Source organism: Gillisella vitis (assembly GCF_021559775.1).
GTDB lineage: Bacteria > Pseudomonadota > Alphaproteobacteria > Rhizobiales > Rhizobiaceae > Allorhizobium > Allorhizobium ampelinum.
Map to the genome: position 1 here is coordinate 3,226,289 of NZ_CP056047.1, position 20,048 is coordinate 3,246,336.

A 20,048-nucleotide genomic window follows, 5' to 3' on the forward strand; every position below is an offset into this window, starting at 1 on the left:
GCTGTAATCCCTTGAAATGCATGGATCACCTGTGACAGTGTCTTGCCAACCCGATCCAGGAGATATTTCATGTCTTTGCGCCGCGCCATCCTTGCCGGTCTTTCCGCGCTTTTCCTTGCCCCCTTCGCCGCTATTGCCGCCGACCTGCCGGATCTGGGTGGCAAGACCGTTGTCGTCGTCACGGAAAATGCCTATCCGCCACTGCAATTCGTCGACCCGAAGAGTGGCAAGGCGATCGGTTGGGAATACGACGCCATGAACGAGATCGCCAAGCGGCTGAATTTCAAAGTTGAATATCAGAACACGTCCTGGGACGCGATGATCCAGGCGGTTTCCGACGGCCAATATAATATTGGCATGACCGGCATCACCATCAAGGAAGACCGCAAGGAAAAGGTCGATTTCTCCGATCCCTATATGCGCTCGCAGCAATTGATGCTGGTGCGCGGCGATGAAGCCCGCTTTACCGACGCCAAGAGCTTCAAAGCCTTCGACAAGGGCCTGATCGCCGCGCAGCCAGGCACAAGCCCGTTCTACACCGCCGTCTATGAAGTGCTTGACGGCAACGAACAGAACCCACGTATCAAACTGTTCGAAACCTTTGGCGCGACCGTACAGGCCTTGAAAACCGGCGATGTCGATCTGGTGCTCACCGACAGCACGGCGGGCAAAGGCTATGTCGATGCCTCCGGTGGCGCCTTGAAAATCATCGGCGAACCGCTGGGTACGGAAGATTTCGGCTTCATCTTTCCAAAGGGTTCGGATCTGGTCAAGCCGATCAATGCCGCCATCGCTGCCCTGAAGGCCGATGGCACGTTCGACGCCCTGAACAAGAAATGGTTCCTCGATTACAAGCTGGGTGATTGACGGCCAGGCGTCTTTCCATGGCCTTTCAGACCCTTCCGAACGGTAGCAAGCAGGATTTCCCCTGGTGGCTGGTGGCGCTTGGCCTGCTGGCGCTGGCGCTGGCCATCACCATCGCCGTCAACGACCTCTATAGGCAGGTGTTCGAAACCGTCTCACGCGGTATCGGCGTCACCGTTTTCGTGACGCTGACCGGTTTTGCGCTCGCCTCCATGCTTGGCCTGCTAATTGCGCTGGCGGGCATGGCCGATAGCATCGTGCTGCGTCAGGCCGCGCGATTCTATATCGAGATCGTCAGGGGCATTCCGGTCCTGGTCCTGCTGTTTTACGTGGCCTTCGTCGGCGCGCCCGGCTTCGTTGCTCTCTATAATACCCTCACCGCCCCGCTTGTTTCCACCGGTTCGCTGGAACCGCTTCAAGTGCGCGATGTCTCGCTGATGTGGCGGACGATTTTTGCGCTTTGCATCGGTTATTCGGCCTTCATCGCCGAAATCTTCAGAGCCGGCATCGAATCCATCGACAAGGGACAGATCGAGGCCGCCAAATCGCTGGGACTGAACCGGACGCAGCGGTTTCGCCTGGTGATACTGCCTCAAGCCATACGGGTGATTTTCCCGCCGCTCTCCAACGACTTTGTCGCCATGGTCAAGGATTCATCGCTGGTCTCGGTGCTGGGCGTCGCCGATATCAGCCAGGCAGGAAAGATCTATGCCTCCGGGTCCTTCCGGTTTTTCGAGACCTATTCCATCGTCGCCTATATTTATCTGATCCTCACCATCGGCCTGTCCCTCATCCTGCGGCGCTTGGAAAAACGGATGCGGTCCCGCGATGGCCAGCGAACCTAGATGTTCAGTCCCTGCATTTGATGGAAGTGGTTTCGTCTCTAGCGGACATTCAACCGCTTAAGGGCCGCATCTCGAGACAGCGGCCAGCCTTCTATACCCATGGTGTTCCGCACCAGATCATGTTTTCTCCACGCGTTCCAATCACCTATAATGTAAAGACGTCGCTGGGCGCGACTGACACCGACATTGAGAATATTGGGCGTCGAAGCGGCCCATTCTATTGCGCCGGACGTGGAGCCGCCCAACAAGAAAATAACGCTCTCTGCCTCTTTGCCCTGGAACGTGTGAACCGTTCCAACAGACTGATTCACCCACTTTGTGAGGTTTTTCACAGTGATATGATCGGCCCAATCCCTCTGGGTCTTCTTCAGCAGCTCTCGCATTCCTGCGGCCGCCGTCTTGAACGGTGAAATGATGTAAAGGTCAGGCAATTCCGTGTGTGGGTTAACCCAGCCATTTTGCATGTAGCTCTTCACCAGATCGAGCGCCAAATGGGCCTGTGCCGGAATATGGTGTTTTTCACATCCTTCCGTTCCCGGCATATCGATCCAGCAACTTGGACCGAGCAAAGGTCTCGGCGGTGCGGTTTCGCTTCCTGTCGTGATTTTGCTTTCCTGCTCGACCTTGCCGCGCCCAAGCACCATGGTTTGATTATAGGCAATTTTGTTGCAAATGGAGAACATTGGCTCCACGCAGCGCCGATGCACTTTCAGAGGTGAACCCACCCACACCGGCTCATTCTGGTGCGAAATGAGATAGGAGCCGAATGTATTGTGCTGATCAGCAATGACCTGCAAAGAGGTTGCTGTTGCGAGATGTCTGATCGGGGCCTTGTGGCGCTCAAGCAATTTCGCATCAACGTTTTTATCCAGTGTGACCACAGGCTCCACTTGCAGCGGATCACCGACGATAAAGGCTCTTTTGGCCCGCGCCAAAGCCCCAACGGCCTGTTGTGGTGCGGCCTGACCGGCTTCATCAACGAACAGCCAACCGATGCCGCCAGTTGGCATATGCTCGAAACAGCGGGCAAAGGAGGCAAATGTGGACGACACCACCGGAACAAGCAGGGATAAGGTTGCCCAAAGATCGATGCCGACATCTTTGATGACAGGCGTTAAATAGGGATCTCTCGTTAACATTCCGAGCGCACGGCTCAAATTTTGAGAGAAGACCTTTCCGGCCCCTTGCAAAAAGGCGCGATGCAGGACCATTGCCTTGATAAACAGCATGGCGCGGGCGTCATTCAGCGCATCGCACATGCGTGGCAACATCTGCTGGCGGTCCGCGTCTGTTGCCACGAGCGCATCCTCGAAACTCACCAGACCTGATCGTTTGGACCTCAAGGTTTCGAGCTGGGCGCTTTTGATCGACAGGGCCTGGCGCGCGTGATCTCTCTCTTGTTGCGCCTCTTCCATAACCTTCGTGTTTGTTTCAACAAGCGCTTCCAATGCCCGAAGGTTGGTACGGGCGCTGGTTCTCAAAATATCGCACTGTGCCCGGTGTTTGACAGCCGCCTCAAACAAGGAAATCCGGCTTCGTGCGGAACGGCAAATCGCCCAGGATGCGGGCAACATTGCCCAAAAGCCTGTCCATTTTCCAGGTTGGAGCAGCTCCGCGTTCTTATCAGCCGAACGAAGATCATCCTCAGCATCCTTCAGAGTGATGGCTGCCTGAGGGATGTTCTTTTTTGCCTCTTCGACGGTTTGTTGCGCTTTGATGTATTTTTGCTCACAAACGTCCGCGAGCTTCTTGAGGCGATAAACCTCGCGGGAAATAGCGTCAACCTGTTTCATCTCGCCTTTAAGACGAGAAACCGTTGCGAGCGCGTCGTCAAAATCCCGACGGGCAGTCGCCCAGTCCACCGCTTCGCTCTTGTCTTTCAACTGACGAAATATATTGCTGAAATCTTCTTTATCGTCTTTTGTTTTTGCCTTCAATATGGAATCGAATCTATTCATGTTCTTGGCGTTGCCGAGCACGGCGGAAATCAATCCCCAGGCTTTTGCAGTGTCGTGCTCACCAGTGGTGTCTTCGCTCTCCTCATCATCACTGCCTTTCTTCAATAAAGCCGTGGCTGTTGGAGAGAAATACTCGGCAATGCTATGATATTGCGGATCAATTTTGGATTGGTTTGGAAATTCTCGCGTCACATTCTCGACCGCGCCATTGTTGGCGCTGGTGACGACCATGGTAAAGCCATGCAAACGCGCGTCCAGCTTATAAATATTGGCTGAATGGGGCTGGTTTGGGTATTTCACCTCATGATCTGTGTATCTGGTGAACGCTTTGTTGGGTGTGGAGAACGTGGTGAGAATTTTTGCCCGTTCAACAAGAATAGCGGCAACCACATCCATCAGCAATGTTGTTTTTCCTGTTCCCGGCGGCCCATTAAGAGAGAACAATCCGCCAGAATGCAGGGCGCGCAATCCCTCATTGACTGCGACCTGTTGCATGAGGGTGAGCGAAAATTGTGATGGCCAACGACCATCTGGCAGCAGGTCCAGCGAGAGTTTCTTGTCGATTGCCTCAATGCTTGTCGAGTCAACCCGACCGCTTTCGCTCGGCTCAACCAGATAAGGAAGCACAAGGCCCGCAGGTTGCTTGTTTTTCACACTGTTGATCGCAGCTTCAATATCGTCCAGAAAAAAGCTGTTTATTGGCGGGATACGCGGGGTGAGAGGTTTTTCGTCTTTTCCAACGGTCGCCTTGCTAACGACAATCGCTTGCGGCCCTTGATCGATGCCAACAGGCACCCACTTTAGCAACTGAATGGCTTTTTCCTGCAATGTCTGGATAAAGAGGCCTGATGCGGGAAACTGCTCCTCTGCCAATCGTCCTGCTTCTTTGTCGAAATATTCTATTAGCGTGGCGCTATAGTCGGCAAATTCAAGCGCTTGATTGTTCTTCAACTCAGAGAAGGCTTGCGCGAAAGACGCCATTTTCAGTGTTTTGGCTTGCACATAACCCCCTGTGCTCACTTCAAACACGCCCAAGAAGGTGAAAGCACTGGTATTTTGTCGGCCACCTGAATCGTAATCCGGTGCCGCTTCTGTTCGTAATGTCGCCAGAAGCTCCTGATCATAGGATGCTCTGGCAAGAATACCAAAGCGCACAAAGTGCTTGTACTGCCGCTCCTGTTGATCTTGTTTTGGGGATGGAAAATGCGGCTCCCAAGGATACACATTGTCCCTGACATAGGTGACAAAGTGGTTTTCACTTTTGTCATCGTCCTCTTCGGCATCCGGTGCCGTCAGCGCCTCAACATCAAACCAATATTTCAATGTTTGAAGCGCATCGTTCATTTTTTAAATTCCTAATATTCTATAAATATCTTCAGTAAGTCCAATACTCTCTGGCCCTTTATGGAAGCGCAAGCGATCGATTGCTAATGCTTCAAACTTACCAATTGGTTGCAATTGCCTCACTTTAAAAAACCTTAAAGTTGCGACTCTTGAACGTATTGCGTGAGAGCTGCCGAAGGCCCCGACCGTACGATGTGCTGAGTTTCCGTTTTTCCTATGGCAAACTCTAGATGTCGCCAATCACCGCCCGATACCGGCGATACTCCTCGGCAAGACCAGGTCTCAGACTGTCGGCCACCGGCAGGATCGTCGCAAAGAGCGTTTCCGGATCGGCGATAGTGCCAAGTGCTGCCACAGCATCCTTGACCGCTTGCGGATAAAGATCCGGCTGGCGGGCGACTCGATTGCAGAATACCTGCAAATTGAACCGGATATTGGCGCTGACCGCATCAGCACGGTCGGCGGCGGCCAAAGGCAGGTCGCGCCAGCCAAACAGGCTATGCATATCCAGAAACAACAGAAATTCATGATAATAGCGCGCCGTTTCCGGCAGACCGACTTGCAACAGCAGCGTGTCAAACGAGGTGTCCAAACCTGCGGCAGACTTCCATTGCCCGAGATCATAGCAATAGATCAAAGCCGGATCATACAACACCTTGCCACAACACAGAAACGTAGCGACGAAACTCCAGTCGCAATAGGCGCCCCGCGTCGGATGATGCGCATTGAAAGTCTTCAGGACCCCTGTAAATAGCCTAGTGCGAAAAATGCTGTAATAAAGCGCATTATTGCCACCGGTCTTATTGACATACTGCTGTATCCGCCCCGATGGCGTCTCCGCATCCAGATTGGTCGTGACCACATCGGCCACACCCGCATCGTCGCGCCATATCATCGTTTGCGGTCGCACACCGATCACATCCTGCGGCAGAGAGGAAAGATCCGCCACCGGCAGGCCGTCGAGAACATAAATCGTGTCATCATCAGCAAACGGCATGAGAAACGGTGTTTCCACGTGGTTGAGCGCGTTGACCAGATTGGCGACGGCATCTTCTGCGGTGGAATGCAGGTAACGGACGCGCGCGCCTAGGCTTTGCAGCCATTCCGCCTTGGCCGGATCGCCGGAATTGTCGGACACGATCAGCACGGCATCCAGCTTTTCCGCATAGATCAACGCACTTTCCAGGGAAAATCGGCTCTTCTCCAGCGACCGGCGGCTTGGAACAACAATTGAAAGCTGGGACATGCAGGATTTTCCGAAAACAGGGCAGCAGAATTTTACAAGAGAGGATGCATTAGCATCTTCGAGACTTTGTATTCGCATAGAGAAGCAGTGTTTCCCCAGGCTGGATGGCTTGTACGCCGCACCATGCAGAAAACTAGCTGCCCCTTTGCAGTCCGATGCTGCAAGCCTGAACGAAAGACAAGCCCTGCGCCAGACCAACGGTATATCGCCGAGCGATCAACAGGAGTGACAGCAGACGCAATGTCCGACAATCTTGCCGCAGCATTGGCGCTTTACGCCTCTGGAAACCTGGCGGGCACTTATGCCGCCTTGAAAAGCGCCCTGGCCAAAGACCCCGCTCCGGGACCGAAAGCCCTGCTGGTCATGGCCCAGTGCTGTGCCAAGCTCGACCATTTCACCGAAGCCGCCGTGTTTTACCGGCAGGCAGCCAAGATCATCCCTGCTCAAGCTCTCACCCTGGTCACACTCGCGGAAAAAATGGAACGGTCCGGGATTGAAAAGGCAAGTGCGCAGGAAATCCAGACCCTCGAAACATCCAGGCGGGCTATTCGCTCCGGTCCGTTTGATGTCCAATCCTGGCGAACCTATCGGACGGCTTTGAGGCACACGCTCAATATCGACGAAATGCGCATGAGCGACCAGGCGGTTCGGGACCGGTTGAACCGGCAGGAGGAGAACTATTATTCGGTCGATAGCCAAACCGTGCATCTGAGCTGGTGCGATGACGAGACCTTGAACAGCCGCTGGAACAATGACTTGCCAGCTCCTATCTCGGCTTCGCAAGAGTGGAAAAAACCGGCTGGCGAGACACTCAAACTCGCCTATCTGCTTGCCGATGGGCCAAGCGACGACCCACTTCGCAGGCTTACCCTGTCGCTTGCCGCCCGACACAACCCGACCGATTTCGACGTTCTGCTGATTTGCAACGAGCCGCCGGGACCGGACGAATTGAATGCAGACATAAAGGCTCTCGGCCTCAAGGATCTCTGTGAGGACACGGCCGTGGCCGCTCTGCGCGCCGCTGACATCGATATCCTGATCGATCCGCTTGGCCATAGCGACGCCGCCCGTCCTGATCTGCTGCGGCACCGGATCGCGCCGCTGTATGTAGCAATGGCCGGTCACCCGGGGGCAAGAGCCGGGCTTATATGCGACTATATGCTCGCAAACACCGCAGTTCTGCCGAAGGACGACCTCCGCCTCCATGGCCGGGCGATCTGCCATCTGCCGGAGACTTTTCTCGTCAGTTCTCCCATGCAACAGCCGCCTTCGCTGTCGCGCCGACAACTCGGGCTGCCCGAAGACCGAGTGATCTTCGCGGCTTTTCATCCCACCGAACAGATATCTCCACGAACCGCCGATCTCTGGGTCGATATTCTGCGGCAGACGGAAAATAGCCTGCTATGGATATCCTGCGGCAATTACGCCCGAAACAATTTCAGCACCTGGATGAACCGTCAGGGCATAGCCGAAAACCGATTGGTTTTTCGCAACCCCGCCAGGCCCATGGAGCAAGTTGGCTGGATGACCCTCGCCGACATCGCCCTCGATTCTTTCCCTTATAACGACGGATTTTCGACGCTTGCCGCCTTGCAGGCCGGTTTACCCGTGCCAACTTTTTCGGGCGGAAATTTCGCCAGTCGTGTCACGGCAAGCCTATTGCAGGCTTGTGGGCTAGAAAAGCTGATTGCCCGAGACGCCGATGCCTATGTGGCTCTGTGTATCGATCTGGCCCGCGATAAGAGCGCCCGCAACGCCTTGAAACAGACTATTCGCGCACAGTGTCCAAGATCGCCTCTGTTTGATATCACAGGCTTTATCCGCCACTTGGAAGCCGCCTATCACACCATGGCAGCGCGGGCCGCAACGGGCCTTGAGCCGCAGGATTTTTCAGTTCCAGTCCTCTAAACGTTGCTGGCGTCCTTCCTGAAACCCAAGGCGAAGCCTTCAATCTTTGAATTGCTGTTTCGCTTGAAAACTGGTAACAGACCGCCATGGGATCTAAATTCGGATGTCTCGCGCCTGACATATTCGTGCTGCAAGACCACAAGCGTCTTCCGGCACGTTTCTTTGCGCGCGTTGCCGGAGCGCTTGGCAATCAGCTGACTTAAGTCGCTCCTCGCGGTGCGGCCTGCAACTGCGATAGTCTTGCAAACATTCTTTGACACGGTCATATGACCCAATCCCTTTTCAACCCTTCGACGGATGAACAGCCATGAGCGCACCCCGTACCCTCTACGACAAGATTTTCGATGACCATCTGGTGGATCGCCAGGATGACGGCACCTGTCTTCTCTATATCGATCGCCACCTCGTGCACGAGGTGACAAGCCCGCAGGCCTTTGAAGGTCTGCGCATGGCTGGCCGAAAGGTGCATGCACCAACCCGCACTCTGGCCGTTGTTGACCATAACGTGCCGACCACGCCGGATCGGGCCGAAGGGATCAAGAACGAGGAAAGCCGCATCCAGGTCGAGGCCTTGGCCAAGAATGCCGCTGACTTCGGCGTCGAATATTATTCCGAAAAAGACAAGCGCCAGGGCATCGTGCATATCGTCGGCCCTGAACAGGGTTTCACCCTGCCCGGCATGACCATTGTCTGCGGCGACAGCCATACCTCGACCCACGGAGCCTTTGGTGCTTTGGCGCATGGTATCGGCACGTCGGAAGTGGAACATGTTCTGGCCACCCAGACCTTGATCCAGAAGAAAGCCAAGAACATGCTGGTGCGTGTCGATGGCAAGCTGCCTGCGGGCGTCACCGCCAAGGACATCATTCTGGCCATCATCGGTGAAATCGGCACCGCTGGTGGTACCGGTCATGTCATCGAATTTGCCGGTGAGGCTATCGAGGCCCTGTCGATGGAAGGCCGCATGACCGTCTGCAACATGACGATCGAAGGCGGCGCCCGCGCTGGCCTGATTGCGCCTGACGAAAAGACCTTCGAATATATCAAGGGCAAGCCCCGCGCGCCGAAGGGTGAAGAGCTGGAGATGGCGCTTCAATACTGGAAGACGCTGCATACCGATGAAGGCGCGCATTTCGACCGCACCGTCGTGCTGGATGCCGCCAACCTGCCGCCCATCGTCTCCTGGGGCTCTTCGCCGGAAGATGTGATTTCGGTTCAGGGCGTCGTGCCGAACCCGGACGATATCGCTGATGAAAACAAGCGGACGTCGAAGTGGCGGGCGCTCGACTATATGGGCCTGAAGCCCGGCACCAAGATCACCGATATCGCCATCGACCGTGTGTTTATCGGCTCCTGCACCAATGGCCGCATCGAAGACCTGCGCGCCGCAGCCGCCGTGCTGAAGGACCGCAAGGTGGCATCGACGGTTTCTGCCATGGTGGTTCCGGGGTCTGGCCTCGTCAAGGAACAGGCGGAAGCCGAAGGTCTCGACAAGATCTTCCTGGATGCCGGTTGCGAATGGCGTGAGCCGGGCTGTTCTATGTGCCTGGCGATGAACGACGACCGCCTGAAGCCGGAGGAACGCTGCGCCTCGACCTCGAACCGCAATTTCGAAGGCCGCCAGGGCTATAAGGGCCGCACCCACCTCGTGTCCCCCGCCATGGCCGCTGCTGCTGCCATTGCCGGCCACTTCGTCGATATCCGCGAGTGGAAGTGAGATAGTCTCGAACTTTTGATCAGAAGGGCGGCTCAAGAGCCGCCTTTCTTGTTTTCACTCAATGATTCACGTGAAATCAGAAGCTGGCGGTCATCGGATCGGGTCCAATGCGGGTCGATGAGCTGTCGAGCGCAGCGATCTCAGTCATGTCTTGTGGATCAAGGCTGAAATCGAACACCTTGAAATTCTCCTCGATGCGCGACGGCGTGACGGATTTCGGGATCACCACCAGCCCGCTTTCGATATGCCAGCGGATGATGATCTGGGCTGCCGTGCGGCCATGCTTGGTAGCGATCTTATCGATCACCGGATTGTCCAACAGCTTGCCCTGACCAAGTGGGCTCCAGGACTGGGTCACGATATTGTGGGCCTGGTGGAATTCGCGGGCTTGCTTCTGCTGGAAATCCGGATGCAGTTCGATCTGGTTGATGACCGGCACCACGCCGGTTTCATCGATGATCGTCTTCAGATGCTCCGGATAGAAATTCGACACGCCGATGGAGCGCGCCCTGCCCTCCTCCTTCAATTGAATAAAGGCCTTCCAGGTCTCGACAAACAGGCCGCGATGCGGCGATGGCCAATGGATCAGGTAGAGATCGACATAATCGGTGCCAAGCCGCTTCAGGCTGGCATCGAAGGCCTTGAGGGTATTGTCAAAGCCCTGCTCATTGTTCCACAGCTTGGTGGTCAGGAAAATATCGCCACGGTCGATGCCGGACGAGCGGATGCCTTCGCCGACACCCTCCTCGTTTTCATAGACAGCAGCCGTATCGATATGGCGATAACCCGCCGACAGCGCGGACCGTACCGCAGGTGCCGCTTCGCTATTGGGTGTTTGCCAGACGCCGAGACCCACCTGCGGGATGCTGTTGCCGTCGGAAAAGGAAATGTAGGATTGATCTGCCACGTAAGGGTCTCCCATTCGAGATCGAGGTTTAAGATCGGGCAAGAACCGCGACGACCTTGAGAAGGCGCATTCCATAATGCCGGGTCTATAGATAGGCAGGGGCAATGTGTTTCCCACCCCGGCAGCCCGGTGTTTGTATCAGGGAGGTATGTCTTCACAAAACCGTGACAATGGTGGTCTGTGAAACAACCGCCAGCAGGCGACGCATGTCGGCGGGGCTGATCGCCACGCAGCCTTCCGTCGGGGCATAGTCCGGGCGGGCGATATGGAAAAAGATCGCTGAACCCCTGCCTTGTTTGCGGCAGGTGATGTTCCAGTCCATCACCAGGCAGATATCATAGAGCCGGTCCTGTCGCTGCAATCGCTCATGACTGGCAGTAAACGGCGCCTTGACCGGACGGTTATAGGCCGGATGGCCCGGTGCATCGCACCACAGCATGTCAGCACGAATCGACCTCAAGGGCAGGCGCGAGCCTATGGCCGCACGAGGCTCCGCCCGAAAGTAGCCGCAAAGCAACCGCATCGATGCCCGTGGGGTTGCGCCATCGCCCTCACGCTTGAAAGCCGTGATGCCCGACCGTCCGATGGCGGCGGGAAACCGAAGCGGTCCAGCCTGAACGATGGCCTGGCTCTTGCAACCGGGCTTGCGGCGCACCACAATACTGCGAAGACCTTGGCGCGGTTGAGACCCGGCTCTGGAAAGTGAGTTTGGCATTTCGCTCACGGAGTTTTGCTTTGTCGAACACTTTTCTTGTAGAGTGAGTTGGCTAGATAAGACAATGATTTCAAGAACAGTGCAATCTGGCCTGTTCGCTGCTTGGGAGTATATCAGGTATGGCTGCTCGGACGATCCTTCTGGTCGATGACGACGATGACCTGCGCGAAACGCTGGTGGAACAACTTTCCCTTTACGAGGAGTTTTCGATCCAGCAGGAATCCAACGCCACCAAGGGCGTGCAGGCGGCCCGCAATGGCCAGGTGGACCTGATGATCATGGATGTGGGCCTGCCGGACATGGATGGCCGCGAAGCCGTGAAACTGCTGCGCAAGGGCGGCTTCAAGGCCCCCGTCATCATGCTGACCGGTCACGATACCGATTCCGACACCATTCTGGGGCTTGAGGCCGGTGCGAACGACTATGTTACCAAGCCATTCCGCTTTGCCGTTCTGCTCGCCCGCATCCGTGCGCAGTTGCGCCAGCACGAGCAGAGCGAGGACGCCACGTTTACCGTCGGTCCCTATCTGTTCAAGCCGAGCCAGAAGCTGCTGACCACCGAGGACGGCAAGAAAATCCGGCTGACGGAAAAGGAAGCGGCCATCATCCGCTATCTCTACCGCGCCGGGCAGAAAGTCGTCACCCGCGACGTGCTGCTGGAAGAAGTCTGGGGATACAACTCCGGCGTCACCACCCATACGCTGGAAACCCATGTCTATCGCCTGCGCCAGAAGATAGAACGGGACCCGTCCAACGCCGAAATTCTGGTCACGGAAAACGGCGGTTACAAGATTATTCCCTAAACGGACATTGAACGGACCCTGAACCGGAGCATTCTCGATGGCGCTGAGCGATGACATGCAACTGCTTTCATCTCTGGCGCTGTTTCAGGGGCTGGAGCCGGACCAATTGCGGCTGATTGCCTTTGGTGCTGAACACAGGCCCATCGGCCAGGGCCAGCCACTATTTCGGGAACACTCCCCGGCTGAATGCGCCTATGTGGTGGTGCGGGGCCGGTTCGAGCTTTCCAACACAGGCCGCGATGGCAAGCCGCAAGTCGCCGCTGTTGCCGGTCCCGGCACCATGCTGTCGGAACTGGCGCTGGCCACCATGGTGGAGCGCAAATACACCGCCATCGCCCTGGAGGATGCCGAAGTGCTGCGCATTCCCCGCCCGCTGTTCCACCGGCTGCTGGAGGAATATCCAAAGCTCGGCCTTGTCATGCAGGAGCGCATCCGGCAAAACCTTGTCGCACTGGCGACCGGGGCAAAAGGCATGGAAGAGCGGTTTCGGTAACGCTTACCGCGTTGTCCGGTTGGGCGGCAAGATTGCATCATCGTTTTACTGTGAGGCTCACCCCCCTCTGCCTTGCCAGGCATCTCCCCCTCAAGGGGGGAGATCGAACCGGAGTTGGCCGCTCGATTCACGTCATCTGTACACAGCGACGAAAGTCGCCAACCTATCCGAAGAATGAGCGGCTACGTCTATCCGATCTCCCCCCTTGAGGGGGAGATGTCCGGCAGGACAGAGGGGGTAAACGGCATATCAAAGCGATAATATTATGTACCGTCGCCAATCAATCATAGCGGTTTACTGACACTTTTATAGATCGTGGTTCTCCAGCCGCTCCTTGCAGACCAGTTCGACAGCATCCTGCAACTGTTTGATATGCTCCACCAGCCACGCCAATTCCTCGGCGGTAATCTCATATTCTGATGAATAACGAGCCTCGACATAGGCGCGGTGCAGGCGGTCGAAACAACGACGGGCAAGGCGGTTTTTCCTCGGCCACGCATCAATCAGACGGGTATCCAAATTTTCGGCCAGCGGTCGCAATTTTCGCAAATTGTGCAACCGCGGGCTATAGAGCGTCAGCACCAACAGAACGCAGTGGTAAAGCCGCTCAACCGTTTGATGAAGCTGGAAGGCGGCTTCATTAAAATTACCACGCTCAATCAAAAATCCGGCTGCGGCCTGAAAGGCCTCGGCACTCGAAAACCAATCCTCAAAATAAGTCTTCGCCTGAGCTTGCCTCTCCTCTGGAGCCAGCGGTTTGGCCGTGGTGAGCGGAAAGCCCGGCGCTTCATAAAGCGGGATGCCGTCACGGGCGATATCAATGAAGAAAGGCAGGCCGCGAGCCAGTCGATTGTTCAGATCATCAAGGGAGTGGACAATGAAATTGACAGGGGTTTTCAAGCGCTTGGTGGCGATTTCCTCCCGTATCAGATATTCCTGCGCGCCGCGCCAGAACTTATCCTCTTCGGCAAAAACCTCGGTATTGACCACCACCAGCAGGTCATAATCGGAATAATAGCCGCTGGCATGATCCTCGACCCAGTCGCCACGGGCATAGGAGCCGAACAGGATCAACTTAAGGATACGACCGCCCTTGTTTTTATCGGATAGCCTGCCCTTTTGTGCGGCTTCGAACTCGTCGAAGAGAATGCGGACCACCCGCTCCAGCTCGCGCTGCTTGCGGGCGGGCAGATGATTGAGCCGGTCCTGATCCATCCACCCCTCCGTTCACCTCAAATCGACATCAAAGCGCGAACTGCACTGTTACCGGCACGTGGTCGGACGGCTTTTCCCAGCCGCGTGCTTCGCGCAAAATCTCGATTGTTTTCAGCGACGGTAACAGATCCGGTGACGACCAGATATGGTCGAGGCGACGGCCCTTGTCGGCGCTGTCCCAGTCCTTGGCCCGGTAGCTCCACCACGTATAGAGTTTTTGCGATGGATCGACCAGTTCCCGCATCAGATCCACCCAGCCACCCCGATCGATCACCTCAAGCAGGCCTGCGGTTTCCACCGGCGTATGGGACACGATCTTCAACAGCTGCTTGTGCGACCAGACATCATGCTCCAGCGGCGCGATATTCAGGTCGCCGACCAGAATGGCCGAAGTCTCCGGCTCGGCACTGGCCGACAGCGCCTTCATCTCCTCGACAAAGTCCAGCTTGTGGCCGAATTTTGGATTGATGTCCCGGTTGGGCTCGTCGCCTCCGGCGGGTACATAGAAATTATGCAGGCGGATGCGCCGCCCGTTCCACTCGAAAATCGCCGAGATATGGCGGCTGTCACCGACGCCGCAGAAATCCTGCCGGTGGTCTTCGGTCAAAGGAAATTTCGAGACGGTGGCAACGCCGTGATAACCCTTCTGGCCATGCAGAATGGCATAGGGATAGCCCAGCGCCTGAAACGCCTCCAACGGAAACTCATGGTTCTGGCATTTGATTTCCTGAAGGCAGAGAATATCCGGCTGACGCAGTTTGAGAAAATGCTCGACAATCGGCATGCGCAGCCGAACCGAATTGATATTCCAGGTGGTCAGGGAAAAAGTCATGACGAGATCCTTCAGCGCCGAACAGATCCGGCATTGCTCATCCCTTTATGCAAACTCGCAGAATTTTGACAGTGAAAAGGCCCGAAATCTCCAGATTTCGAGCCTCGATCCGGTAAAGGTCAATCAACCGCCGCTCAGCCGCGATTGCGGATGTCGTCATAGGGAACTTCGAAGACTTTTTCATCGAAATTGACGCCCTGCTGGACGTTGAAGATCATTACCGACGTGTCCTTGCCCTGCGCATCGGTGACGGTCCATTGCCGCAGCTCAAAGGTCTTCGGATCAAACATCAGGGTGATGGTCTGGTCGCCAAAAATCGATTTGTCACCCAGCACGATGGTGGTCAGGTCCTGCTCTTCCTTGACCTGCCGCACCATCTGGTGGCCGAGATCGATGCGGTCGGACAGAAGCAGGCTCAGCGGCGTCTTCGACAGTGGATAGACATCCCAGGTCTTCATTTTCAGGTTGCCGATTGCCACGTTACGGCCATCGGAAATCACCCGCATCGGTGAGGGCTGCTCATAGTTGAAGCGCAGCTTGCCGGGTCGTTCGATATAGAATTTTCCGGCTGTCTGTTCACCGCGCGGGCCAAACTGCACGAACTCGCCCATCATGGTTTTCACCGAGGCAAAATGATCGGCGATCCTCTGCGCGGCGCTGGCCTGGGCCTGAGCGTATGCGGGCGATAATGTCGCGCCCATGGCCGCAACAGCGATCCCCGCAGCCGCCAGGCTGATAAATCCCCGGCGGCTCATCATCCCTGTCATGCCTGCCGGGGCAAACGTCTTCTTTTGCATTCTTTTCTCCTTTTGCCCCTGTTCCATAAGGCGCAAACCGGGCGCCATGGTGACACACACCGGATCGTGAACGCCAAAACGCTTGCAGGCGTCTGGACGTTCCACACCAGCCTGTCGCCGTCACCGCTCGATGTCAGCTTCCGTCGGAACGAGGATTTCGCGTTTGCCCGCGTGGTTGGCCGGGCCGATAATGCCTTCCTGCTCCATGCGTTCGATCAGCGATGCGGCGCGGTTATAGCCGATGCCCAGCCGACGTTGAACATAGGAGGTTGAGGCTTTTCCATCCCGAAGCACGACGGCGACGGCTTGGTCGTAAGGATCGTCCGATTCGGCCAGATTGCCGGTTCCTGCCGGTCCGCCACCTTCGTCGTCGTCCTCGTCAATAGTCACGGCATCAAGATAATCCGGCGCGCCCTGGGTTTTCAGATAGGCAACGATGTCTTCGACCTCATTATCCGAAACAAACGGACCATGGACGCGCTGGATGCGCCCGCCGCCAGCCATGTAGAGCATGTCGCCCATGCCCAGCAACTGTTCAGCGCCCTGCTCGCCCAGAATAGTACGGCTGTCGATCTTGGACGTAACCTGGAAGGAAATCCGGGTCGGGAAGTTTGCCTTGATGGTACCGGTGATGACATCGACAGAAGGCCGCTGCGTCGCCATGATGACGTGGATGCCCGCCGCGCGTGCCATCTGCGCCAGGCGCTGCACCGCGCCTTCGATATCCTTGCCCGCCACCATCATCAGGTCGGCCATCTCATCGATGATAACAACGATATAGGGCATGGGCTGCAAATCGAAGGTCTCGGTCTCGTACATGGCCTCGCCGGTCTGCCGGTCGAAGCCGGTTTGCACGGTGCGGGTCAGCACTTCGCCCTTTTCAATGGCCTGCTCTACGCGGCTGTTGAAGCCGTCGATATTGCGCACGCCGATTTTCGACATCTTCTTGTAGCGCTCTTCCATCTCGCGCACCGTCCATTTCAAGGCGACAACGGCCTTTTTCGGATCGGTGACAACAGGCGAGAGCAAATGCGGAATGCCGTCATAGATCGACAATTCCAGCATTTTCGGATCGATCATGATCAACCGGCATTTTTCCGGCGGCAAACGGTAGACCAGCGACAGGATCATGGTGTTGATCGCCACCGACTTGCCCGACCCGGTCGTACCAGCGACCAGCAGATGCGGCATCTTGGCGAGGTCGGCAATCACAGGTTCACCGCCAATGGTCTTGCCCAGCGCCATCGGCAGCTTGGCTGTCGAGCCGTTGAAGTCGCGGCTACCGATCATTTCCCGCAAATACACGGTCTCGCGGGTGCGGTTCGGCAATTCGATGCCAATGGCATTGCGACCCGGCACCACGGCGACACGGGCGGCAATGGCGCTCATCGAGCGGGCAATATCGTCGGCAAGACCGATAACGCGGGACGATTTGATCCCTGGCGCTGGCTCCAGCTCGTAAAGTGTGACGACCGGGCCGGGACGCACTTCGATAATATCACCCTTGACGCCGAAATCTTCCAGCACGCCTTCCAGCGTCCGGGCATTGTGTTCAAGCTGGTCAGCCGACAGGCTGGCATCCTTGGCAACCGCACGTGGTTCGGCCAGAAGCTGAACCGACGGCAGTTGAAAGCCGCGCGCACCCCTTGGACCAGCGACCGGCGCCGGGCGCGGACGCTCTGCGGCAGGGGTAACACGGCGGGCAGACGACTTTGCAGCGCGGTCTTCGTCTTCATCGTCGAATAGGATGTCATCAGCCGAGCGACCACGGGTGCGCAGGTCAAAGGGTGGCTCGTCATGCGCGTCATCCGGCGACACCGGCGGCGGCGCGATACGGCGACGGCCCGCACTCCGCTCACCCGGCTCAAAGGACGGGTCGGCGCGGTGGTCCGGGCGTCCAGCCTGAACCGGCATAACCTCATCATCATTGAAGTCATAGGGCTGGTCGAAATCCGACCGCTCGCGCCTTTTTGGCTTCAGACCGGCGAGACGCCGCATCCGGGCCTGACCGGTATACCAGACATGGGCGAGCGCACCGGCAGCAAGCGCAAAAGGCCCGGTGCGGTCATCATCGTCGTCATCCTCATCGACGATAGGCACGGCCTTGCTCTTGCGAGACCCCGCCTGTGAGCTTGCACGGGCAGCCAGAATTTCCGCTTCGAAATCATCCTCTTCATTGCCGATGATACCGGCGGCAAACAGCATCAGCCATAGCATCGGGGCGATGAAGATCACCCCCAGCACCATGGCAAAGGTTCCGGTCGGATAGGCTCCGACAAACAGTGCGGGAAAGCGCAGGATCATGTCGCCGATCACCCCACCGATCCCGTTGGGAATGGGCCAGGTGCCGGGCGGCGGAAAACAGCCGAACACGGCAGCACCGGCAACAGCACCGGTACCCCAGGCGGCAAGCCGACGTGGCAGGCGGGTGATCTTACGGCCGGAGATCAGCGAAAGACACCAGGCCAGAATGGGTAAAAGTGCTGCAACCGAAGCCAGTCCGAAAAACTGCATGGCAAGATCGGCAAAGACGGCACCGGGATAACCGAGAATATTGGTGGGCGCGCGGCTTGTCGCATAGGAAAAGCTGGGATCGGCAACATTCCAGGTGGCCAGCGCGGCAATGGCCGCCACCAGCCCAAGGAAAAGGGCAAAGCCTAGCAGAGCCAGGCATTGCCGCATGATGAAACCCATCACGATCATCCGAGGCGACCGCTCTTCCAATATTGCCAGCGTGCTTCTGCTCATAGGTGTTCGCCTGCCAGTGCAATTTCAACAAAACTTGGAAACCGGATACGCCGGGCAGGACCCGAACCGGCTTGCGAAAAGTGAGATTACCAGAACACGGGTTAACGCTCCTTTAACCATGGATAACCCATCCGGGCGAAAGCCAGCATTGCCAACCTGGTGCAACCAGTCTTTTGCTGTGAGGGTATATAGAGCGCGATTTTCCAGAATCAAAAAACCCGGACACGAGGCCCGGGTTGGTTTTCTGATAACGAAGCACCTTGATCGGCCCCCCGAAGGGGAGCAACAGGGATCAGGAGTGATAAGCAGCTTCACCGTGAGAAGCGAGGTCGAGACCTTCGCGCTCGGCTTCAACAGGGACGCGCAGACCAACGATCACATCGACGATCTTGTAGAGGATCGCAGAGCCGATACCGGTCCACAGGACCGTGATGACCACGGCCTGAAGCTGTACCATGACCTGGCCGCCCATCGTCTGTTCGCCGACATAGCCGACGCCACCCAGCGAAGCGCTGGCGAAAATGCCGGTGGAAATAGCGCCGAACATGCCGCCAATGCCGTGGACGCCGAACACGTCAGCCGTGTCGTCATAGCCGAACTTGTTCTTCACGACAGAGACGAAGAAGTAGCAGAGCGGCGAAACGATCACACCCATGACGATTGCGCCCATCGGGCCGACAATACCGGCGGCAGGCGTGATGGCAACGAGGCCAGCAATCATACCGGAGGCAGCGCCCAGCATCGAGGCCTTGCCGCGGGTGAAGGATTCAACCACGCACCAGGACAGGATAGCCGCAGCCGTGGCAATAAAGGTGTTGACGGTTGCGAGCATCGCACCACCGGAGGCTTCGAGGTTGGAGCCAGCATTGAAGCCGAACCAGCCGACCCAGAGCATGGCGGCACCGACATAGGTGAGCGTCATGGAATGCGGGGCCATCATGTCCTTGCCATAACCGGTACGCTTGCCGACCAGGATCGCACCAACCAGGCCGGCAACACCGGCATTGATGTGAACGACCGTGCCGCCGGCAAAATCAAGGGCGCCGAGGCCGAAGAGATAGCCCTTGGCATCCCAGACCATATGGGCGACCGGGAAATAGACGAAGGTAACCCACAGCAGGCAGAACAGGATCGCAGCCGAGAACTTGATGCGTTCCGCGAAGGCGCCGATGATCAGGGCAGGCGTGATGGCCGCGAAGGTCATCTGGAACAGCATGAAGATATATTCAGGAATGACGACGCCCTTGCTGAAAGTAGCAGCCGTTGTTGTGGTGTCGACGCCAGCCAGGAACATCTTGGCAAAGCCGCCGAAGAACGGGCTTTCGCCGCCACCGAAGGCGAAGGAATAGCCATAGATGACCCAGACGATCATCACCATGGCGGCAATGACGGTGCACTGCATCAGCACGGACAGCATGTTCTTGGCGCGCACCAGGCCGCCGTAGAACAGGCCAAGGCCGGGAACGGCCATGAACAGAACGAGGATGGTGGACAGGAACATGAAGGCGGTATCGCCCTTGTCGGGAACCGGAGCAGCTGCCGCCGCAACGGCTGGCGCTGCATCCTGCGCAAAGGCGATCGCTGGCGCCATCAAGGCCGCCGATGCAGCCCCGAGGCGCAAGGCTTGAGATTTGAATGTGGAAAACGACATGTATA

The 20,048-nt window shown here is 56.9% G+C and carries 15 protein-coding genes; 6 read left to right on the forward strand and 9 right to left on the reverse strand.

Annotation, left to right across the window (positions count from 1 at the left end; all coding sequences use genetic code 11):
• Positions 1-69: 69 nt before the first annotated feature.
• Positions 70-867: a transporter substrate-binding domain-containing protein gene (locus AVCG78_RS14970; RefSeq protein ID WP_071203041.1), complete on the forward strand. Its 798-nt coding sequence runs from the start codon at positions 70-72 to the stop codon at positions 865-867.
• A 17-nt stretch (positions 868-884) separates the two neighbouring features.
• Complete coding sequence (locus tag AVCG78_RS14975; protein WP_156601692.1) at positions 885-1,709, forward strand: amino acid ABC transporter permease; 825 nt, start codon at positions 885-887, stop codon at positions 1,707-1,709.
• A 38-nt stretch (positions 1,710-1,747) separates the two neighbouring features.
• On the opposite strand, the gene AVCG78_RS14980 is transcribed toward AVCG78_RS14975, so the two are convergent.
• Both AVCG78_RS14980 and AVCG78_RS14985 read right to left on the reverse strand, forming a co-directional pair.
• Entirely contained in the window at positions 1,748-5,011 is a 3,264-nt protein-coding gene (locus AVCG78_RS14980) for an AAA domain-containing protein (RefSeq protein WP_071203043.1), read from the reverse strand.
• Positions 5,012-5,237: 226 nt separating this feature from the next.
• Entirely contained in the window at positions 5,238-6,257 is a 1,020-nt protein-coding gene (locus AVCG78_RS14985) for a glycosyltransferase family protein (RefSeq protein ID WP_071203045.1), read from the reverse strand.
• Between the two features lie 240 nt (positions 6,258-6,497).
• Between AVCG78_RS14985 and AVCG78_RS14990 the strand changes: the two genes are divergently transcribed.
• Both AVCG78_RS14990 and leuC read left to right on the forward strand, forming a co-directional pair.
• Positions 6,498-8,165 carry an O-linked N-acetylglucosamine transferase, SPINDLY family protein gene (locus tag AVCG78_RS14990; protein WP_071203047.1) on the forward strand — a complete coding sequence of 556 codons (1,668 nt, stop codon included), beginning with the start codon at positions 6,498-6,500 and terminating at the stop codon, positions 8,163-8,165.
• A 307-nt stretch (positions 8,166-8,472) separates the two neighbouring features.
• A complete protein-coding gene (gene leuC / locus AVCG78_RS14995; protein ID WP_071203051.1) occupies positions 8,473-9,882 on the forward strand; it encodes a 3-isopropylmalate dehydratase large subunit in 1,410 nt (469 codons plus the stop codon).
• Positions 9,883-9,958: 76 nt separating this feature from the next.
• On the opposite strand, the gene AVCG78_RS15000 is transcribed toward leuC, so the two are convergent.
• Positions 9,959-10,789, reverse strand: coding sequence for an aldo/keto reductase (locus tag AVCG78_RS15000; protein WP_071205351.1), 831 nt, complete (start codon positions 10,787-10,789; stop codon positions 9,959-9,961).
• Between the two features lie 154 nt (positions 10,790-10,943).
• Positions 10,944-11,504: a L,D-transpeptidase family protein gene (locus tag AVCG78_RS15005; protein ID WP_071203054.1), complete on the reverse strand. Its 561-nt coding sequence runs from the start codon at positions 11,502-11,504 to the stop codon at positions 10,944-10,946.
• A 119-nt stretch (positions 11,505-11,623) separates the two neighbouring features.
• Between AVCG78_RS15005 and AVCG78_RS15010 the strand changes: the two genes are divergently transcribed.
• Together AVCG78_RS15010 and AVCG78_RS15015 are read left to right on the forward strand one after the other, a co-directional pair.
• Entirely contained in the window at positions 11,624-12,307 is a 684-nt protein-coding gene (locus AVCG78_RS15010; RefSeq protein WP_015917473.1) for a response regulator transcription factor, read from the forward strand.
• 37 nt (positions 12,308-12,344) lie between these two features.
• The gene (locus tag AVCG78_RS15015) at positions 12,345-12,800 is read left to right on the forward strand and encodes a cyclic nucleotide-binding domain-containing protein (RefSeq protein ID WP_071203057.1); all 456 of its coding nucleotides are present in this window, start codon (positions 12,345-12,347) and stop codon (positions 12,798-12,800) included.
• Between the two features lie 306 nt (positions 12,801-13,106).
• Here AVCG78_RS15015 and AVCG78_RS15020 read toward each other — a convergent pair whose 3' ends face one another.
• The 5 genes from AVCG78_RS15020 to AVCG78_RS15040 all read right to left on the reverse strand — a co-directional run bounded on the left by AVCG78_RS15020 (position 13,107) and on the right by AVCG78_RS15040 (position 20,043).
• Positions 13,107-14,015 (reverse strand): HEPN domain-containing protein, encoded by a 909-nt coding sequence (locus AVCG78_RS15020; protein ID WP_071203059.1) that lies wholly within the window; start codon positions 14,013-14,015, stop codon positions 13,107-13,109.
• Between the two features lie 28 nt (positions 14,016-14,043).
• Positions 14,044-14,847 (reverse strand): exodeoxyribonuclease III, encoded by an 804-nt coding sequence (locus AVCG78_RS15025; protein WP_071205349.1) that lies wholly within the window; start codon positions 14,845-14,847, stop codon positions 14,044-14,046.
• Between the two features lie 134 nt (positions 14,848-14,981).
• On the reverse strand, positions 14,982-15,644 hold the full coding sequence (locus tag AVCG78_RS15030) for an outer membrane lipoprotein carrier protein LolA (RefSeq protein WP_071203063.1): 663 nt from the start codon (positions 15,642-15,644) through the stop codon (positions 14,982-14,984).
• Between the two features lie 120 nt (positions 15,645-15,764).
• Positions 15,765-18,392 (reverse strand): DNA translocase FtsK, encoded by a 2,628-nt coding sequence (locus tag AVCG78_RS15035; RefSeq protein WP_071203066.1) that lies wholly within the window; start codon positions 18,390-18,392, stop codon positions 15,765-15,767.
• Positions 18,393-18,684: 292 nt separating this feature from the next.
• A complete protein-coding gene (locus AVCG78_RS15040) occupies positions 18,685-20,043 on the reverse strand; it encodes an ammonium transporter (protein ID WP_015917479.1) in 1,359 nt (452 codons plus the stop codon).
• Positions 20,044-20,048 lie beyond the last annotated feature (5 nt).